12 protein-coding genes, 2 tRNA genes, 3 rRNA genes and 1 pseudogene are annotated in these 17,432 nt (G+C 56.6%); 3 read left to right on the top strand and 15 right to left on the bottom strand.

Annotated features, from left to right (window positions below; genetic code table 11):
• Window positions 1–19 precede the first annotated feature (19 nt).
• Window positions 20–666 (top strand): annotated as a pseudogene (locus H7A79_RS12245) (IS1595 family transposase).
• 386 nt (window positions 667–1,052) lie between these two features.
• Window positions 1,053–1,544, top strand: a complete 492-nt coding sequence (locus H7A79_RS12240) for a hypothetical protein (protein ID WP_187000394.1) — start codon at window positions 1,053–1,055, stop codon at window positions 1,542–1,544.
• A gap of 112 nt (window positions 1,545–1,656) precedes the next feature.
• Here H7A79_RS12240 and H7A79_RS12235 read toward each other — a convergent pair whose 3' ends face one another.
• From H7A79_RS12235 to H7A79_RS12180, 12 genes are all read right to left on the bottom strand, one after another.
• The gene (locus H7A79_RS12235) at window positions 1,657–1,953 is read right to left on the bottom strand and encodes a ComEA family DNA-binding protein (protein WP_135034493.1); all 297 of its coding nucleotides are present in this window, start codon (window positions 1,951–1,953) and stop codon (window positions 1,657–1,659) included.
• Window positions 1,954–2,239: 286 nt separating this feature from the next.
• Window positions 2,240–2,352: ribosomal RNA gene (gene rrf / locus H7A79_RS12230) — 5S ribosomal RNA — on the bottom strand.
• Window positions 2,353–2,502: 150 nt separating this feature from the next.
• Window positions 2,503–5,386, bottom strand: a 23S ribosomal RNA gene (locus tag H7A79_RS12225).
• Window positions 5,387–5,743: 357 nt separating this feature from the next.
• Window positions 5,744–5,819, bottom strand: a tRNA-Ala gene (locus H7A79_RS12220).
• 5 nt (window positions 5,820–5,824) lie between these two features.
• Window positions 5,825–5,901, bottom strand: a tRNA-Ile gene (locus tag H7A79_RS12215).
• A 115-nt stretch (window positions 5,902–6,016) separates the two neighbouring features.
• Window positions 6,017–7,557, bottom strand: a 16S ribosomal RNA gene (locus H7A79_RS12210).
• The 16S, 23S and 5S rRNA genes sit together here with 2 tRNA genes alongside, the layout of an rRNA operon.
• A gap of 726 nt (window positions 7,558–8,283) precedes the next feature.
• A complete protein-coding gene (locus H7A79_RS12205) occupies window positions 8,284–8,913 on the bottom strand; it encodes a 4'-phosphopantetheinyl transferase family protein (protein WP_135036068.1) in 630 nt (209 codons plus the stop codon).
• A gap of 160 nt (window positions 8,914–9,073) precedes the next feature.
• Window positions 9,074–10,306, bottom strand: a complete 1,233-nt coding sequence (locus H7A79_RS12200; RefSeq protein ID WP_187000393.1) for a beta-ketoacyl-ACP synthase — start codon at window positions 10,304–10,306, stop codon at window positions 9,074–9,076.
• Entirely contained in the window at window positions 10,300–11,028 is a 729-nt protein-coding gene (gene fabG / locus H7A79_RS12195) for a 3-oxoacyl-ACP reductase FabG (RefSeq protein ID WP_135036062.1), read from the bottom strand. The genes H7A79_RS12200 and fabG overlap by 7 nt, the downstream gene beginning before the upstream one ends.
• 174 nt (window positions 11,029–11,202) lie before the next feature.
• Entirely contained in the window at window positions 11,203–11,730 is a 528-nt protein-coding gene (locus H7A79_RS12190; RefSeq protein WP_135036059.1) for a hotdog family protein, read from the bottom strand.
• 9 nt (window positions 11,731–11,739) lie between these two features.
• Window positions 11,740–12,975, bottom strand: coding sequence for a beta-ketoacyl-ACP synthase (locus H7A79_RS12185; protein WP_187000392.1), 1,236 nt, complete (start codon window positions 12,973–12,975; stop codon window positions 11,740–11,742).
• A gap of 154 nt (window positions 12,976–13,129) precedes the next feature.
• Complete coding sequence (locus H7A79_RS12180) at window positions 13,130–13,615, bottom strand: hypothetical protein (RefSeq protein WP_135036053.1); 486 nt, start codon at window positions 13,613–13,615, stop codon at window positions 13,130–13,132.
• A 39-nt stretch (window positions 13,616–13,654) separates the two neighbouring features.
• On the opposite strand from H7A79_RS12180, the gene H7A79_RS12175 reads away from it, so the two are divergent.
• Window positions 13,655–13,837, top strand: a complete 183-nt coding sequence (locus H7A79_RS12175) for a hypothetical protein (RefSeq protein ID WP_187000391.1) — start codon at window positions 13,655–13,657, stop codon at window positions 13,835–13,837.
• A 143-nt stretch (window positions 13,838–13,980) separates the two neighbouring features.
• Here H7A79_RS12175 and H7A79_RS12170 read toward each other — a convergent pair whose 3' ends face one another.
• The 3 genes from H7A79_RS12170 to H7A79_RS12160 all read right to left on the bottom strand — a co-directional run bounded on the left by H7A79_RS12170 (window position 13,981) and on the right by H7A79_RS12160 (window position 17,409).
• Window positions 13,981–16,323 (bottom strand): MMPL family transporter, encoded by a 2,343-nt coding sequence (locus H7A79_RS12170; protein ID WP_187000390.1) that lies wholly within the window; start codon window positions 16,321–16,323, stop codon window positions 13,981–13,983.
• Between the two features lie 266 nt (window positions 16,324–16,589).
• Window positions 16,590–17,180, bottom strand: coding sequence for a LolA family protein (locus tag H7A79_RS12165; RefSeq protein WP_135036047.1), 591 nt, complete (start codon window positions 17,178–17,180; stop codon window positions 16,590–16,592).
• A gap of 31 nt (window positions 17,181–17,211) precedes the next feature.
• Window positions 17,212–17,409: a nitroreductase family protein gene (locus H7A79_RS12160; protein WP_246407924.1), complete on the bottom strand. Its 198-nt coding sequence runs from the start codon at window positions 17,407–17,409 to the stop codon at window positions 17,212–17,214.
• Window positions 17,410–17,432: the final 23 nt, after the last annotated feature.

Below are 17,432 nucleotides of genomic sequence, written 5' to 3'. Positions count from 1 at the left end.
GCTCTGTTAGCCTGGAAAAATGAAATATAACACCAAGTTAAGTGACCATCGGCTCAAAAAAATTATCAAGCATTTTTGTGTCGGTATAGAAGCCTCAAAAACCGCTTTGCCGACAGGCTTCAACCGCAATACCATCAACCACCGGTATCGCATTTTCAGGCACGAAACATACCGCTGCCAAAGCGGGCAAAAAGACCTGTTATACGGCAGCATAAAGGTTGATGAAAGCTATTTGTAGCGCGGTTTCCATGGCAAGTCAAAGCGTGGCAGAGGAACGCTTAAACAACCCGTCTTTGGTATTTTCGAAAGAGACGGCAGGGTTTATACCGAAATCGTTCCTGATTGTAAAAAGCAAACACTTCAAGCTGTTATATTGGGAAAGGTCTCTCTGGAGAGTGTTTTTATTCTGATAGCCGGCGCGGTTACAGCGGCCTGGTCGATGCGGGCTACTCTAAACATTTGCGCGTTAATCACGGACAAAATGAGTTTGCAGATGGTACCGGGCGCATCAATGGTATTGAAAGCTTCCGGAGTTTTACCAAACAAAGGCCCGCCAAATTCAACGGCGTAACCAAAAACTTTGATTTGCACCTGAAGGAATGCGGATGGCGATGGAACCGAAACTCTGATGAACTGGGTCACCAACTTTGGAGGCTTTTAAAGTAAATTTATATAAAGCTGCTAGTCTAGAGCCGTACATATATAATGGCGCAAGGCCGTCTGAAAGTTTTTTCAGACGGCCTGTCATGTGTCTGCATTATTTTGCCGGCATTTCTGCCTGTTGTACCCGCTTGAAAACCGGCGGATATAGTGGATTTTTTCATTTTGATGCAAGGCGGCAAACCGTAAGAGAGTATGAGTAACACCAAACCTGTTCCGTTGCCCGGTCGGCTTACAAAACCGTTCTGAAAATTGGGATGCTGCACCGTAGCGGAAATAAAAAAAGGATCACTATAGTCATTTCCACCAAAGCCAAGTAAATTAACTGTACCCCCTGCCATACTCCGCCACCACTACTTTAAACAAACTGTTTTTTATCCCCGCCTTACAATATGAAGCGCTTACTGACTCCGCTGCCGATATGGCTGATATTGGCCGATACGGTATACACTTTTACCCTCAATATTCTGCAAAGCTTCAACCCGGGCCAATCCCTGCTGCCCAAAGACGGCCTGCCCGTTTCCCCCGACATTGCCTTTGGCTGGCTTCAGGCGGCCACACACGGGGGTATGGCCATCCTTATCGGGTTTGGTTTGTGGACTTTGCTGAAACTCAACCAAAGCGTTTTGCGGCAGCAGGACTTCCCTGTCGGCGTTTTTCGCGCACTGGGCTTGACTGCCGTACTGGCTTTCGGCATCCCCTCTCTTTGGTTATGGTCTGTTTCGTTAAGCGTGCCGGCAGAGGGCGGCGGCATTGCCTGGGATTCGCCCCGGTATCTGGCCGTTTCGCTCTGCCAGGCTGCCGCTGCCTGTTTATGCCTGCACCGTTTGGCGGTCCTGTACCTGCTGCGCCGGCGCACTGCCCGCGGCAGACTCTGCGGATAAACAAAACCCATACGGCAGCTGCTGCCGTATGGGGAGAAAGAGAAGCGGGGAGATCCTGTTTTGGGAGACAGCTGTTCACAGGCAGAACAAAGGCCGGTGTGCCGCCCGTCTCCTACTTGGCCGGTTTCTTCACTGCCGGCTGCGCTTTCCCCGCTGCTTTGCCCTCTACCGTTGCTTCCTCCCTCAACTTGGACAGAATCCCTTCGCCTATCCCTTTCACATTCTTCAAATCGTCCACGCTTTTAAAGCTGCCGTTCTGACTGCGGTACTCCACTATCGCGGCAGCCTTCGAGGGCCCTATCCCCGGCAGCGCCTTCAGCTCCTCCGCCGTTGCCGTGTTGATGTTTACCGCCGCCAGCAACAGCGTCGGGGTTATCGCGCTCAAGATACCCAATAAATAAAGTTTCAGTTTCATGGTTTTGCTCCGTAATGAATATTGTGGCGGTACCGCCCTTCTTCCCTCATCTGTCCGGTACTGCATTCATCATAAACGATGGGTCCCGTTTTTCAAATACTTTTCCGCCGGCAAACGGTAACCATGGTAACTGTTGTTGCCGTCCGGCAACACTTTACTTTTGGGATTTGGATTGGTTCCCTTATTCCGTTATCTCTGCGCTTCTATAGCGTTTCCCGTTTGTTGTTTTCTGACCGAAAGCAAGCCCCCGATACTTCCGTACCGGGGGCTTTGAAGGGGTGTCTGGCAGTGACCTACTTTCACATGGGTATCCACACTATCATCGGCGCTGGGTCGTTTCACGGTCCTGTTCGGGATGGGAAGGCGTGGGACCAACCCGCTATGGCCGCCAGACTTAAACTGTACAAATCAAAAAGCCGTTACGGAGGTTTTGCTCCGCTTATTTATTCTTTAACCAACATTGCGAGTATCGGTGATGAAGTATCTTCATCGGTAAGCTTTATCTCTGAGGCTTTGTTTATGTTTCAAAGTCCTTCAAATGATAGAGTCAAGCCTCACGAGCAATTAGTATGGGTTAGCTCCACGCGTTACCGCGCTTCCACACCCCACCTATCAACGTCCTGGTCTCGAACGGCTCTTTAGTGCGGTCAAGCCGCAAGGGAAGTCTCATCTTCAGGCGAGTTTCGCGCTTAGATGCTTTCAGCGCTTATCTCTTCCGAACTTAGCTACCCGGCGATGCGACTGGCGTCACAACCGGTACACCAGAGGTTCGTCCACTCCGGTCCTCTCGTACTAGGAGCAGCCCCCGTCAAACTTCCAACGCCCACTGCAGATAGGGACCAAACTGTCTCACGACGTTTTAAACCCAGCTCACGTACCACTTTAAATGGCGAACAGCCATACCCTTGGGACCGACTACAGCCCCAGGATGTGATGAGCCGACATCGAGGTGCCAAACTCCGCCGTCGATATGAACTCTTGGGCGGAATCAGCCTGTTATCCCCGGAGTACCTTTTATCCGTTGAGCGATGGCCCTTCCATACAGAACCACCGGATCACTATGTCCTGCTTTCGCACCTGCTCGACTTGTCGGTCTCGCAGTTAAGCTACCTTTTGCCATTGCACTATCAGTCCGATTTCCGACCGGACCTAGGTAACCTTCGAACTCCTCCGTTACGCTTTGGGAGGAGACCGCCCCAGTCAAACTGCCTACCATGCACGGTCCCCGATCCGGATCACGGACCTGGGTTAGAACCTCAAAGACACCAGGGTGGTATTTCAAGGACGGCTCCGCAAAAACTGGCGTTTTTGCTTCTCAGCCTCCCACCTATCCTACACAAGTGCCTTCAAAGTCCAATGCAAAGCTACAGTAAAGGTTCACGGGGTCTTTCCGTCTAGCAGCGGGGAGATTGCATCTTCACAACCATTTCAACTTCGCTGAGTCTCGGGAGGAGACAGTGTGGCCATCGTTACGCCATTCGTGCGGGTCGGAACTTACCCGACAAGGAATTTCGCTACCTTAGGACCGTTATAGTTACGGCCGCCGTTTACCGGGGCTTCGATCCGATGCGCTAACATCTTCAATTAACCTTCCGGCACCGGGCAGGCGTCACACCCTATACGTCCACTTTCGTGTTGGCAGAGTGCTGTGTTTTTAATAAACAGTCGCAGCCACCGATTCTCTGCGACCCTCCAATGCTTACACCGCAAGGGCTTAACATCAGAGGGCATACCTTCTCCCGAAGTTACGGTATCAATTTGCCGAGTTCCTTCTCCCGAGTTCTCTCAAGCGCCTTAGAATTCTCATCCTGCCCACCTGTGTCGGTTTGCGGTACGGTTCTGATCCAACTGAAGCTTAGCGGCTTTTCCTGGAAGCGTGGTATCGGTTGCTTCGTATCCGTAGATACTCGTCGTCACTTCTCGGTGTTTTGAGCGCCCGGATTTGCCTGAACACTCCACCTACCGGCTTAAACAAACTATTCCAACAGTTTGCCAACCTAACCTTCTCCGTCCCCACATCGCATTGAATCAAAGTACGGGAATATTAACCCGTTTCCCATCGACTACGCATTTCTGCCTCGCCTTAGGGGCCGACTCACCCTACGCCGATGAACGTTGCGTAGGAAACCTTGGGCTTTCGGCGAGCGGGCTTTTCACCCGCTTTATCGCTACTCATGTCAACATTCGCACTTCTGATACCTCCAGCATGCTTTACAGCACACCTTCTACGGCCTACAGAACGCTCCCCTACCATGCGCCAGGCGCATCCGCAGCTTCGGTTACAGATTTGAGCCCCGTTACATCTTCCGCGCAGGACGACTCGACCAGTGAGCTATTACGCTTTCTTTAAATGATGGCTGCTTCTAAGCCAACATCCTGGCTGTCTGGGCCTTCCCACTTCGTTTACCACTTAATCTGTCATTGGGGACCTTAGCTGGCGGTCTGGGTTGTTTCCCTCTCGACAACGGACGTTAGCACCCGCTGTCTGTCTCCCATGATTGCACTTTCCGGTATTCTTAGTTTGCCATGGGTTGGTAAGTCGCAATGACCCCCTAGCCATAACAGTGCTTTACCCCCGGAAGTGATACATGAGGCACTACCTAAATAGTTTTCGGGGAGAACCAGCTATCTCCGAGTTTGTTTAGCCTTTCACCCCTATCCACAGCTCATCCCCGCATTTTGCAACATGCGTGGGTTCGGACCTCCAGTACCTGTTACGGCACCTTCATCCTGGCCATGGATAGATCACTCGGTTTCGGGTCTACACCCAGCAACTCTGCGCCCTGTTAAGACTCGGTTTCCCTGCGCCTCCCCTATCCGGTTAAGCTCGCTACTGAATGTAAGTCGTTGACCCATTATACAAAAGGTACGCAGTCACCCCAAAAGGGCTCCCACTGTTTGTATGCATCAGGTTTCAGGTTCTGTTTCACTCCCCTCCCGGGGTTCTTTTCGCCTTTCCCTCACGGTACTGGTTCACTATCGGTCGATGATGAGTATTTAGCCTTGGAGGATGGTCCCCCCGTCTTCAGACAGGATTTCTCGTGTCCCGCCCTACTTGTCGTATACCCAGTACCACCATTCGGATTTCGAATACGGGGCTATCACCCGCTATGGCTGACTTTTCCAAGTCATTCTTCTATCCCAACGGCTATCGTATACAGGCTCCTCCGCGTTCGCTCGCCACTACTTGCGGAATCTCGGTTGATTTCTTTTCCTCCGGGTACTTAGATGGTTCAGTTCTCCGGGTTCGCCTCTCCGGAGCTATGTATTCACTCCGGGATACTTAGTAAACTAAGTGGGTTTCCCCATTCGGACATCGCGGGATCTCAGCCTTATTGCCGGCTCCCCCGCGCTTTTCGCAGGCTTACACGTCCTTCTTCGCCTATCATCGCCAAGGCATCCACCTGATGCACTTATTCACTTGACTCTATCATTTGAAGAACCTTCCGACTTCGCAGTAACCGGCGTTGACTACCAATCCTGCTTAGATTCCCTAATCTGATAAAGCTTACTGCTTTGTTGTGTACCATATCCTGCCTTTTGTCTTTCAGGATACGGTCGATACAATCATCACCCAAATACTGCGGCCGGATTCTTTTCAGACGGCCTCAACCGCCCAAACCCCGGCATCTTGCAGATGCCCGAGTCAAATCCGACCAACTTTGTCTTTGTTTGTTGATTTCGGCTTTCCAATTTGTTAAAGAACAATGCGGTATCGGGAATGTTTGTTCCCAACAACGCAAATCAAAGCAAACTTTACAATCCGCTTTCATTTGCACTGTTTTGGTGGAGGCAAACGGGATCGAACCGATGACCCCCTGCTTGCAAAGCAGGTGCTCTACCAACTGAGCTATGCCCCCAATCATGGTGGGTCTGGGAGGACTTGAACCTCCGACCCCACGCTTATCAAGCGTGTGCTCTAACCAGCTGAGCTACAAACCCAGGCCCCGTTACGGACAACAAACATTGCGCCTGCCCTCCGAAACCTTTAACCGCATCTTCAATGCCACAGTTCACCGATAAGTGTGGATGCCCCAAACCCTCTTCTTTTCTCTAGAAAGGAGGTGATCCAGCCGCAGGTTCCCCTACGGCTACCTTGTTACGACTTCACCCCAGTCATGAAGCATACCGTGGTAAGCGGCCTCCTCGCGGTTAGCCTGCCTACTTCTGGTATCCCCCACTCCCATGGTGTGACGGGCGGTGTGTACAAGACCCGGGAACGTATTCACCGCAGTATGCTGACCTGCGATTACTAGCGATTCCGACTTCATGCACTCGAGTTGCAGAGTGCAATCCGGACTACGATCGGTTTTATAGGATTGGCTCCGCCTCGCGGCTTGGCTACCCTCTGTACCGACCATTGTATGACGTGTGAAGCCCTGGTCATAAGGGCCATGAGGACTTGACGTCATCCCCACCTTCCTCCGGCTTGTCACCGGCAGTCTCATTAGAGTGCCCAACCAAATGATGGCAACTAATGACAAGGGTTGCGCTCGTTGCGGGACTTAACCCAACATCTCACGACACGAGCTGACGACAGCCATGCAGCACCTGTGTTACGGCTCCCGAAGGCACCCTTCCGTCTCCGAAAGGTTCCGTACATGTCAAAACCAGGTAAGGTTCTTCGCGTTGCATCGAATTAATCCACATCATCCACCGCTTGTGCGGGTCCCCGTCAATTCCTTTGAGTTTTAATCTTGCGACCGTACTCCCCAGGCGGTCGATTTCACGCGTTAGCTACGCTACTAAGGCATCAAGTGCCCCAACAGCTAATCGACATCGTTTAGGGCGTGGACTACCAGGGTATCTAATCCTGTTTGCTACCCACGCTTTCGGGCATGAACGTCAGTATTGTCCCAGGGGGCTGCCTTCGCCATCGGTATTCCTCCACATCTCTACGCATTTCACTGCTACACGTGGAATTCTACCCCCCTCTGACATACTCCAGCTACCCAGTTCAGAACGCAGTTCCCAGGTTAAGCCCGGGGATTTCACATCCTGCTTAAGTAACCGTCTGCGCCCGCTTTACGCCCAGTAATTCCGATTAACGCTCGCACCCTACGTATTACCGCGGCTGCTGGCACGTAGTTAGCCGGTGCTTATTCTTCAGGTACCGTCATCAGCAGTTGATATTAGCAACCACCTTTTCTTCCCCGACAAAAGTCCTTTACAACCCGAAGGCCTTCTTCAGACACGCGGCATGGCTGGATCAGGGTTGCCCCCATTGTCCAAAATTCCCCACTGCTGCCTCCCGTAGGAGTCTGGGCCGTGTCTCAGTCCCAGTGTGGCGGATCATCCTCTCAGACCCGCTACTGATCGTCGCCTTGGTAGGCCTTTACCCCACCAACCAGCTAATCAGACATCGGCCGCTCAGATAGCGCGAGGCCGTAAAGTCCCCCGCTTTCCTTCTCAAAGTGTATGCGGTATTAGCCGCCCTTTCGGACAGTTATCCCCCACTACCCGGTACGTTCCGATGCATTACTCACCCGTTCGCCACTCGCCGGCAGAAGTGCAAGCACTCCCCCGCTGCCGTCCGACTTGCATGTGTAAAGCATGCCGCCAGCGTTCAATCTGAGCCAGGATCAAACTCTTATGTTCAATCTCTAACTTAAAACTTCTGGTCTGCTTCAAAGAAACCGACAAGTCTGTTCCTTGTCTGTCTCTACGCAGTGCAGGGCCTAAGGCACCCACACTTATCGGTAATCTGTGTTGTTAAAGAACAGCTCCGACACCGGAGCAGAAAGCGAACTATACACAACCCCAACTCCAACCGTCAACACAATATACAAAAAATCAATACAAAAAAATTACAACAAAATGTTTTACTTGAATATTTTATTCAACACACCCCCACTTTATCCAACACCCCCCTCAAAAAACAACACTCTCAACCCGAAAAAACCGCTTTCAGACGGCCGCAATACTAAAACAGTCATGCAGGTGTTTAACAATCTGAGCCCTGAGAAACCCAAACCGCTATAGTGAATCCGCTTTATTATTTCCGGCACCGGGCAGCAGGCTGTGAACAGCATGGCAGTAGGGAGCCGATTCCGCTGCCGCTTGGGGGCTTACAAAATTGCTCTCTTTGAGTTAAGCCGCAACACCGCCGTAACGGAAATGCAGCAAGTTCGCTCTATAGCCGGTATATAGCCTCGGCTCTCTTGAATAAGCCATAACGCATTGGTACACCTTGCAACACTTGCGCTATCTGAGAATCGCCGCCTTGCCTGCCTTCGGCGGATTGGCTGCATGGGCCGGGCGGAAACGGCCGTCTGAAAAATGCGGCCGTCTGAAAACGGCTTGTTCGGATGGGAGCTGTGTTGTTCAAATCATCTGTATTTCACAGGTTTGCAATTGCCCCAAGGGCTGCCAGTGCAAAGTTGGTTCCTGCTGCCAAACACAGCTGGCGATGCAGTTGTTTATTTTGACGGTTTGTCCATACCAAGTTTGCCCGGGCTGCGCTGTTCTGATTTTTTTGGGGTTTTGCGGGCTGCAATCCAAGCCGACTTTTTTCATGTCGGCAGGAAAATTCAGACGGCCGGCCTTGAGCAGGGCTTCTTTGATGGTCCACAACCGATAAAAATCAATCTGCGGATCGGGGCTTTGCTGCCACCACAGGCATTCTTCCGGGCTGAACACCCATTTTGCCAAACGGTTGAAATCCCTCAGGCGGAGATATTCGATATCGACACCTGCCGATGTGCCCTGAGTATGGCCTGCGAGCAGGGCGGCATGGCCGTTGCTGTGGGATAACGACAGGCAAAAGCCGCTTGCGGTTTGTTTGAGCGCCCGACTCACCTGCCAGTCCAAACGCCGGGCTAAAGCGGGGTTGCGGGTCAGGCGGCCGAGATCGGCCGGGTCAAGCTGCTCTTCCCGATAGTTTTGCGCCCAGTCGGCGGCGGCAATCCTGCAAACCAGCCCCGATGCTGTATTTGTGTTGCGGTTTTTGCCCATTAAAACGCCCCTACGGTTGAAATTCTGTGTTGCCTGCTGCCCTTTATGAAACTTGAAGAAACTTAAAGAATGAAACTTAAAGCGTATTCACCATAACTGTTTGCGCGCCGTCTGCTTTCAGACAGCCGCAGCAGCGCGCTTGATACACTTTGCGCGCTGATTAAAAATTGTTCCATTTTTTAAAAATCAGTGAAGTGTTGATGCCGCCGAAAGCAAAATTATTGTTCATCACATAATCGGTGCGGATTTCCCGCCCTTCGCCGCGGATATAGTCCACACCGCCGCACAAGGGGTCGATATTGTCGAGGTTGATGGTAGGGGCAAACCAGCCGCTGTTCATCATTTCGATGGAAAACCATGATTCCAACGCACCGCAGGCGCCGAGGGTGTGGCCGAAATAGCTTTTCTGCGAACTCATGGGCACGCTGCCGAATAAGGCTGCTGTTGCTTGGGTTTCGGCAACATCGCCTTTCTCTGTGGCGGTGCCGTGGCCATTAACATAGCCAACCTGCTCCGGCGCAATGCCGGCATCTTTCAGGGCGGCCTCCATACAGCGCTGCATGGTGGCTTTCTGCGGCTGGGTAATGTGGGAACCATCGCTGTTGGTGCCGTAGCCGACAATTTCTGCATAAATGCGGGCGCCGCGTTTTAAGGCATGGTGTAGTTCTTCCAACACCAATATACCTGCACCCTCTCCGATCACCAGGCCGTCTCTGGCCGTGTCGTAGGGGCGCGGGGTAAGCTCCGGTTCGCCGTTGCGGCGGCTGGCCGCATAGAGCGAATCAAACACATACACTTCGGACGGGCAGAACTCTTCGCTGCCGCCGCCCAGCATCATATCAATCAGGCCGTATTTGATGGCTTCGTAAGCATAGCCGATACCCTGGCTGCCTGAAGAGCAGGCGCTGGAGGTGGGAATAATGCGGCCGGTCAGCCCGAAAAAGATGCCGATATTGGCAGCGATGGTGTGCGGCATCATGCGCACATAGGTGTTGGCGTTGAAGTTGCGCGAATTGCCGTGCAGCAGCAAATCGCCCATCACCCCCACATCTTGAGTGCTGCCCACTGACGAGCCGGCGGCCACGCCCATGCTGCCGTTTTGAATACCCTCATCTCCCAGAAGCCCTGCATCTGCCAATGCCTGCTCGGCGGCATCCACTGCCATCCGCGAGCCCCGCCCCATACTGCGCAACTGTTTGCGCGTCCAATGTGCAGGCGTGCGGTAATCTTCCACCGGCGCGCCCAGCCGCGCCTCCAGCTCGGGGAAACGCTCTGCCCAATCCATATATTTCACTGCATTGCGTCCCGCCTCGAAACCCGCCCGAACGCTTTTCCAATCGCGCCCGAAAGCGGTAACGGCACCAACGCCCGTTACAACAACCCGCCTCAACACAAACCTCCGTTTACCGCAATCACCTGCCTGGTGATATAGGCGGCTTTTTCATCCATCAGAAACCGCACTGCATGCGCCACCTCTTCGGGCGACCCCATGCGCGCGGCGGGAACCGCTTTCAAAATTTCCTCCACCGGCACGCCGCTGCCGACAATTTCGGTGTCGATCAGGCCGGGCGCCACGCAGTTTACCGTGATGTTGCGCTTGGCCAGCTCCACTGCCAGGGCTTTGGCCGCCCCGATAATGCCCGCTTTGGCGGCACTGTAGTTCACCTGCCCGCGGTTGCCGATCAAGCCCGACACCGATGCCGTGCAGACAATCCTGCCCGGACGGCGGCGGCGTATCATCGGCATCACCACAGGGTGCAGCACATTATAAAAACCGTCCAAACCGGTGCGCAACACCGTGTCCCAATCATCGTCTTCCAAGGCCGGGAAGGCGTTGTCGCGGGTGAGGCCGGCATTGAGCACCACGCCGTAATAGGCTCCGTGCGCTTCCATGTCGGCAAGCAGGATTTCCCGGCAGGCTGCCCGCTCGGCCACGTCAAACTGAAGCACCCGCGCCTGCCTGCCCGCTGCACGCACGGCTTCGGCCACCGCTTCGGCTTCGCTGCGGCGGCTGCGGCAGTGCACTACGATATGGTAGCCGTCTGCCGCCAGCCCCAAAGCCACGGCCTTGCCGATACCTCTGCTCGAGCCGGTAATCAAAACGGTTTCGTTCATACGCACTCCTTTCGTTTAACAGCGGCTTATTCAACGGCAGCTTTGCCTGAGGCCGTCTGAACAGGGTTGGAAAAATATCCGACTTTTGGGGCAGATTTCAGACGACCTTATTACCCCTCAAGAAAAGGGGCGTATTTTTACATTCTTTGTTTTGTTTTCAGACGGCCTTTGTTTTCAGACGGCCTCTTCAGCCTTATCGGGGCCGTACACGTTCAATGCGGCCTGCGCCAGCAGGCCGTTGGCAGGCAAAGTGTGTTTTTCATGTTCCGGCGCATCGATCCAGTGGAGCGTGCAGTCAAACACGCCGAAGCCCGAAGCATCCACCACCGACTCCTGCACCTTCACCAGCAACTGCGTGTCCACGGGAATGCTGTCGGCAAACAGATGCAGCCTGCGCGTGCCCAGCAGAAAGCCCATCTTCACCGGCCTGCCCGAATTGCGGGCATGGCAGCCGATGAGCGCGCCTATGCCCTGCGCCATGATTTCCATGCCCGCAACACAGGGCAGGCGGTTATCGGCCAGCAGAATATGGTTGCCGCCCACTCTGGTGGTGGCCGTGAGATGGTGGCGGCCGTAATCGGTGATGCACTCGAGCAGCACCATACGGCCGCTGTGCGGCAGCAGCGGGGCAATATCGGTAATCGGGCAGGCCAACGGCAGATTGGAGCCTGCACTATCCGGATTGTGGTGTTTGCTGTTCATGAAAACTTTCTATAGCGGATTCGGGGCACTGCCCTCTGCCGGCTCGCCGATAATCAGCACGGCATTGCTGCCGCCGAAAGCAAACGAGGCGCTGGCACCGATGCGGCGGTGTTGCAGCCAGCGGCTGTTGCGTCCGGTGAGGCCGATGGGCGGCAGGGCTTCGTCTGCCTCTCCCTGCGGCCATTGCGGCGGCAGCCTGCCCGAAGCGTTGAGGGAGCGGCTTACCATACCCCAAAGCAATGCCGCTTCCAGCGCGCCGGCCGCCGCCAGCGTGTGGCCGGTAAAGGGTTTGGTGGAGGTGCAGGGGGTGCCGCTGCCGAACACCGCCGCCACTGCCGCGCTTTCCATGGCATCGTTTTGCTGTGTGCCGGTGCCGTGCAGATTAATCCAGCCGATATCGGCCGCACTCAGGCCGGCACGGCTTAAGGCCGTCTGAAAAGCCAAAACCGCACCCAAACCGTCCGGGCGCGGTGACGACATATGGTAAGCATCGCCGGATGCGCCGCAGCCCAGCAGCGGCAGGCCGTCTGAAAACAGCGGTTCGCGCGTCATCACAAATGCTGCGGCCGCCTCTCCGATATTGATGCCGTCCCGCATACGGGCAAACGGACGGGCAACCCCTGCCGAGAGCACTTCCAACGATGCAAAACCGTGAACCGTCAGTGCCGACAAAGTGTCTGCGCCGCCGCACACCACTGCATCGCAAAAGCCCGCGCGCAGCAGCCGTGCCGCGCTGATTAAGGCGCGTGCGCCCGAAGTGCAGGCGGTCGATACCACATAAGCGGGGCCGCACAAATCATAAACCTCTGCCACAAACTCTGCCGGCGAAGCCATCAGCTGCCGGCCGTAGTCAAACGGCTGCTCCGCCCACGAGCCTCCCTCTGCCACATGGCGGAACACTGCTTTGTTTTCATCGCCGCCCGTGGTGGAAGTGCCCATCACCACCGCCACCCTGTGTTTGCCGAAACGCGCCTTCACGGCCGCTATCTGCGGCTCAATCTGCTGCAGCGCATGCCAAAGCAGCCGGTTGTTGCGGCTGCAAAGCGGCGCGGGCAGGTGCGCGGGAAACGCCCGCAAAGCCCGGGTTACCGCGCCGAAAGCGTAACGCCGGCCGCCGGGCGGGCTCTCGGAAAACACCAGCGGCGGCGCAGCATCACAGCCCAGCAGCGCATCGATATGCGCGGCCAAGTCGTCGCCCAATACGCTGGTAACGGCGGGCAGGGAAAGATAAACAGGCGTGTCCATATCGGTTGGAAGGAGTTGGAAATCTGCCCGGCTGCCGGCGCACTGCTGCGCGGCAACGCTGAAAGGTAGGATTATATAGCTTTTTGAAAACCATCAGGCAATACCGCAACGGCAGGGCTTGCCGCCTGCCAGCATTCAGGTGCCGCGCAGCGGATCAATAACGCAGCGGCACCACTGTCCACTGCGTTTGGCCGGGCAGCTTCACCAACCAGCCGCTGCCGCTTTGCACCGTACACCACAAAATGCGGCGATTGCGGCTGAAGCAGACGCCGTCGGCAGTGCTGCGGCGGTGCAGGCCGGGGTAAACAGCTGCGCCGCCGTCTTCGGCAAGCATGGGCAACATCGCGGCAAACAGGCGGCGGGAGGCGGCATTGGGCATCACAAAACCATCATTGCGCCACCCTTGGCGCTCGTTCACAATCTGCCTGGCCAACGGCACTCCTAAAGGGTTGGTCTGCACAAACCGCACACCGCCCTCCCCCTGCTCCACCGCCAGCACGCTGCTCTGTTCCGCCCCGCCGGCACCGCTTTGCGTGATGTGAAACCACCCGTCCAGAAGCTGAGGAATATGCCCGGGTTGGGGAATGCTGCTGCACGCAGCGGCAGCCGATGCTGCCAACACAATCCAATATCTGCCCATCTCCACTCCTTGTTTCAGACGGCCCGGCAGGCCGCCTCATTGAAAAACGGTGTTTTCCCGCTTATCCTGCCTGCCGCCCTGTATCAGCGGTATGCCAATCTGCCGTCCGACCCGCCACAGCGGGTTGGCACATTTGCCGCACCGGGCAGGCGGCAGACACGCAGATGGTATGACAAGGGCAGCCATGCTGCAACGGAAACGGCGCCGCTCACCATCACATGAAGCACAAGGCGGCCGCAGCGCAGATAACACAAGCAGCAAACCCGCTTCATTTCCGGCACCGGGCCAAGCGCAGCAAACGCAACGGAAAATAAAGCGGCTCCAGCCATGCAGGCATCCGATGCTGCAATGCTTTTGAAACGAGGCTACATCACTTCAGACGAATCCGACAACCGCCCGGCCAGCCACAGATTGAAGGCCGTGCCCACCGCCACCGTCAGGCCGAAAGCCGCCACGGCGGGCGTGCCGCTCATGCCGAGCAGTGTAAACGAAATGCCCGTGGTGAGTGCCGCCAGCAGCAGGCCGCCCAGGCGGGCAGGCGGGCTGTGTGCGGCCGCTGCCGCATACACGGCATAATCGGTGCCGACAGCCGAAACCAGCAGCAGGCCGAACACGGCAAACAAGCCCACCGGAACGCCCAGCCAGCCCAACACCGCCACCGTGGCGGCAGCGGAAGCCAGCGGCACGGCCAACACCCTCAGGCCGCGCCTCAAACCTAATATGCGCCACAGCAGCAGCGCGGCCAGGCTGTAGGAAGCCAGCTTCAGCCACAGCGCCTGATTGCGGGTTTGCGCAAACAGCCTGTTGAGGCTGCCGCGCCTGTCCACCCAATGCGCGCCTTCCAGCCCCTGCAGGGCCGTCTGAACGGCCTGCGCATCGTTTAAACCGTGCAGCCGCACAATCGAAGCAAAACGGCCGGGCGCGGCTTCGCCCAAATAAAGCTGCCGCCCCGCTTCGGCGGTGGCCGGTTTCAGGCCGTCTGAAAGCGTGGCCGCCGGCATACCGGCAGCCTGGTTTAACGCCCGGCGCACCGCTTGGCGCGGCACGCCTGCGGCCTGCAGCGGCTGCCAGGTGTCGGGCAGTTCGGCCAGCTCGCGCAGGCGGTTTTTCAGCTTCTGCTGCTCGGCAGCCGGCGGCAGCCATTGCTCTAGCGACTGAATGCCCGAAATTTTCTGCTGCCGCAGCAGCGGTTGCAGGGCGCGGCGGATTTCGGCATTTTTCTGCAACAGCCCATCTTCGCTGCCCGCTTCGGCCACCAGATAACTGCCGCTGAAGTCTGCGCCTGCCAGCCGGCCTATCTGCTGCGCCTGTGCCAGCATTTCGGGGGGAATGTCTATCCACTGGCGGATATCGTCGTGCCAATCGCTGCGCCACAGCCCCGCCGCCAGCAGCAGGCCGCCTGCAAGCCGCCAGCCCCGCCGTTTCAGACGGCCGCCGATACGCCGGGAATAGGCACCCACCTGCTCCACCAGCCCTGCAAACGGCACACTGCGGGGGCGGTAGCGCGCAAACAGCGGCGGCAGCCACAACACGGTGGCGGCAAATGCGCCCAGCAGCGCAAAGCCCGAAAACACTGCCGTCTGCCGCAGCACCGGCAAAGGCGTAAACCACAGCAGCGCATAGCCTGCCGCCGTAATCAGCAGGCTCACCGTGAAAGCAGGCAGCACACGGCGCATGGCGGGATGCGCCTGCCAGACCCGGCCGTCTGAAAAACCGCTGCGCCCCGCCGCGCCAAACACTGAGCCCGCCAGCCAATGCAGCGGAAAATCCACCAACACGCCCACCAAGCTCGTGCCCACCACAATGGTGAGCATGTGTATTTCGCCAAACACTGCCAAAACCGCAGCCAGCCCCGCAGCCAGCCCCGCAGCCAGCGGCAGCAGCAGCCAAAACACCCTGGCCGTGCGGAACACCCGCAACAGCAGCCCGAACGTGAGCAGCAGGCCTGCGCTGCCCATCAGCTGGCTCTCGCGCTCTGCCGCTTCTTTTGCTGCTGCCGCAAACAACGCCCCGCCGGTGCTCAAGGTTTCCACCCCTGCGGCCTCTGCCGTGCGGCGGCTTTGCTGCATCAGCGCCAGCAGGCCTGCGCTGCCGGCCGTGTTCCCCTCGGGCAGCCTGCCGCTCAGCCACACCCAAGTTTTGCCGTCTTCTTCGGTAAACAGCATACCGTTGCCGCTGTGCCACTGCAGGCGGCTCTGCGTTTGCGCCTGCTCCTGCGCAAAGCGGCTGAAGCCGAGCCAATCCTGCTCCGGCGGCAGCAGTGTGGGTGCGGCAAACGGGTTGAGCAGGGATTCGGCACGCTCTTGGAAATAACGCTGCGGTTCTTCAAACAACAGCCGGCGTTGCGGCCGGGGCAATGCTGCCGCGCCCAAACGCTGCATATCGGCGCGCAATGCTGCCAAATCGGGTTCGATATGGCTCTCTACGGCGGCAAACACGCCGCTGCTGCGCCACTGCCCGGCAATTTCGGCGGCCGTCTGAAAGGCTTTTTCGGCATCGCTGCTGCCCGCGAGCAGCACAACCCTTGTGTCGGCCTGCGCCTGCACGGCCTTATCCGCCGCCCGTAACAGCGCATCGGGCTGCTGCGCGTGCGGCAGCAGTGCCGTCAAATCCGTTTGCAGACGGCCGCCCGCTGCCAGCATGCCGGCCAGCACCGGTATCAGCAGCAGAATGAAAGCGGCGTAGCCATAGCGCAGTGTTGAAAGCATTTTATGCAGACCTTGTTACCGCAAACAAAATAAAACGATATTTTTACTCCGCCCAGCCCCGTTCTATATTGTTCACTTGATGGTTTTGTTTCACGATAGCGAATCCGTTGCGTTTCCGTTGCGGCGTTGCTGCGCCGTGGCGCCAAGAGAACGTTACCGGCCGCCCGAAGCGGCAGCAGAGCCGTTCTGCAGCGTCTGTACCGCCTGCGGGCGGTCGGAAAAAATAAAGCGGATTCACTTTGAAGACGGCTTGGGCGGGTTTGTTTTTACAACGCCTGCCGGGCAAATTCATCCAAATCCCGACCGGCCTGCACCCGCTCGAACCGCATCACCATCACATCACCCTGTTTTTCGTGCAACTCTACCCGCTGCACCACGCTGCCGCCGCTGATGTCGATATGGTTGAAAATCTGCTTCATCAGCACGGTTTTCGGGGTGAGACGCAGCGTCCACTTTTGCGGCGTGCCGTTTAACTTCAGTTCAAAATGCTGCTCCAACCCCTGTATATTGCCGCCGAGCAAATCGAGCAGCAGGCCGGTTTGGCGGCTGCGGCCGCTCATTTTTCCCCCATCGGCTGCCCAGTTGCGGCCGTTCCACTGCATGATGCCGTCTGCACGTATGCGCAAGCGGTTGTCAAACGGCTTTTGCATATGCCACAGCAGCCCTTTTTGCGGCACCAGCACAAACCTGCCTTCGGCAATCATCGGCTTAGACAGCGATTTCAGACGGCGTTCCTGCACAAACGCCCCCTGCACATTGGCTGGCTTTTGCAGCATCTGCGCCAAGTCGGCGGCGGTAAACGCCCACAACAGCGGGCTGGCCAGGGTTAGCGCGGCGGTAAACAGCAGTTTTTTCATCGGTTGCCTTTATATTAAGCGATATGAAACGTTAGATTTCGCGGTAAATCTCTTCAAACGGCAGGCGGAAGCGTTCGCCCCAAATGCCCCTGCCGGGTTTGCGTATGCCGCAGGCGGCGATCATATTGATTTCGACACCGTTCGGCAGTTTGAGGATGCGTTTGGCCATACGCCCATTCAAGCCTTCCATCGGGCAGGTGCCGTAACCCTGCCCGGCTGTTGCCGGCATAAAGGTTTGCGCAGCCGGGCGCA

This window comes from Neisseria musculi, assembly GCF_014297595.2.
In the GTDB taxonomy this organism is placed as follows: Bacteria; Pseudomonadota; Gammaproteobacteria; order Burkholderiales; family Neisseriaceae; genus Neisseria; species Neisseria musculi.
The sequence above is the reverse complement of the archived record's forward strand: the minus strand, read 5'-3'. Positions and strand labels throughout refer to the sequence as shown.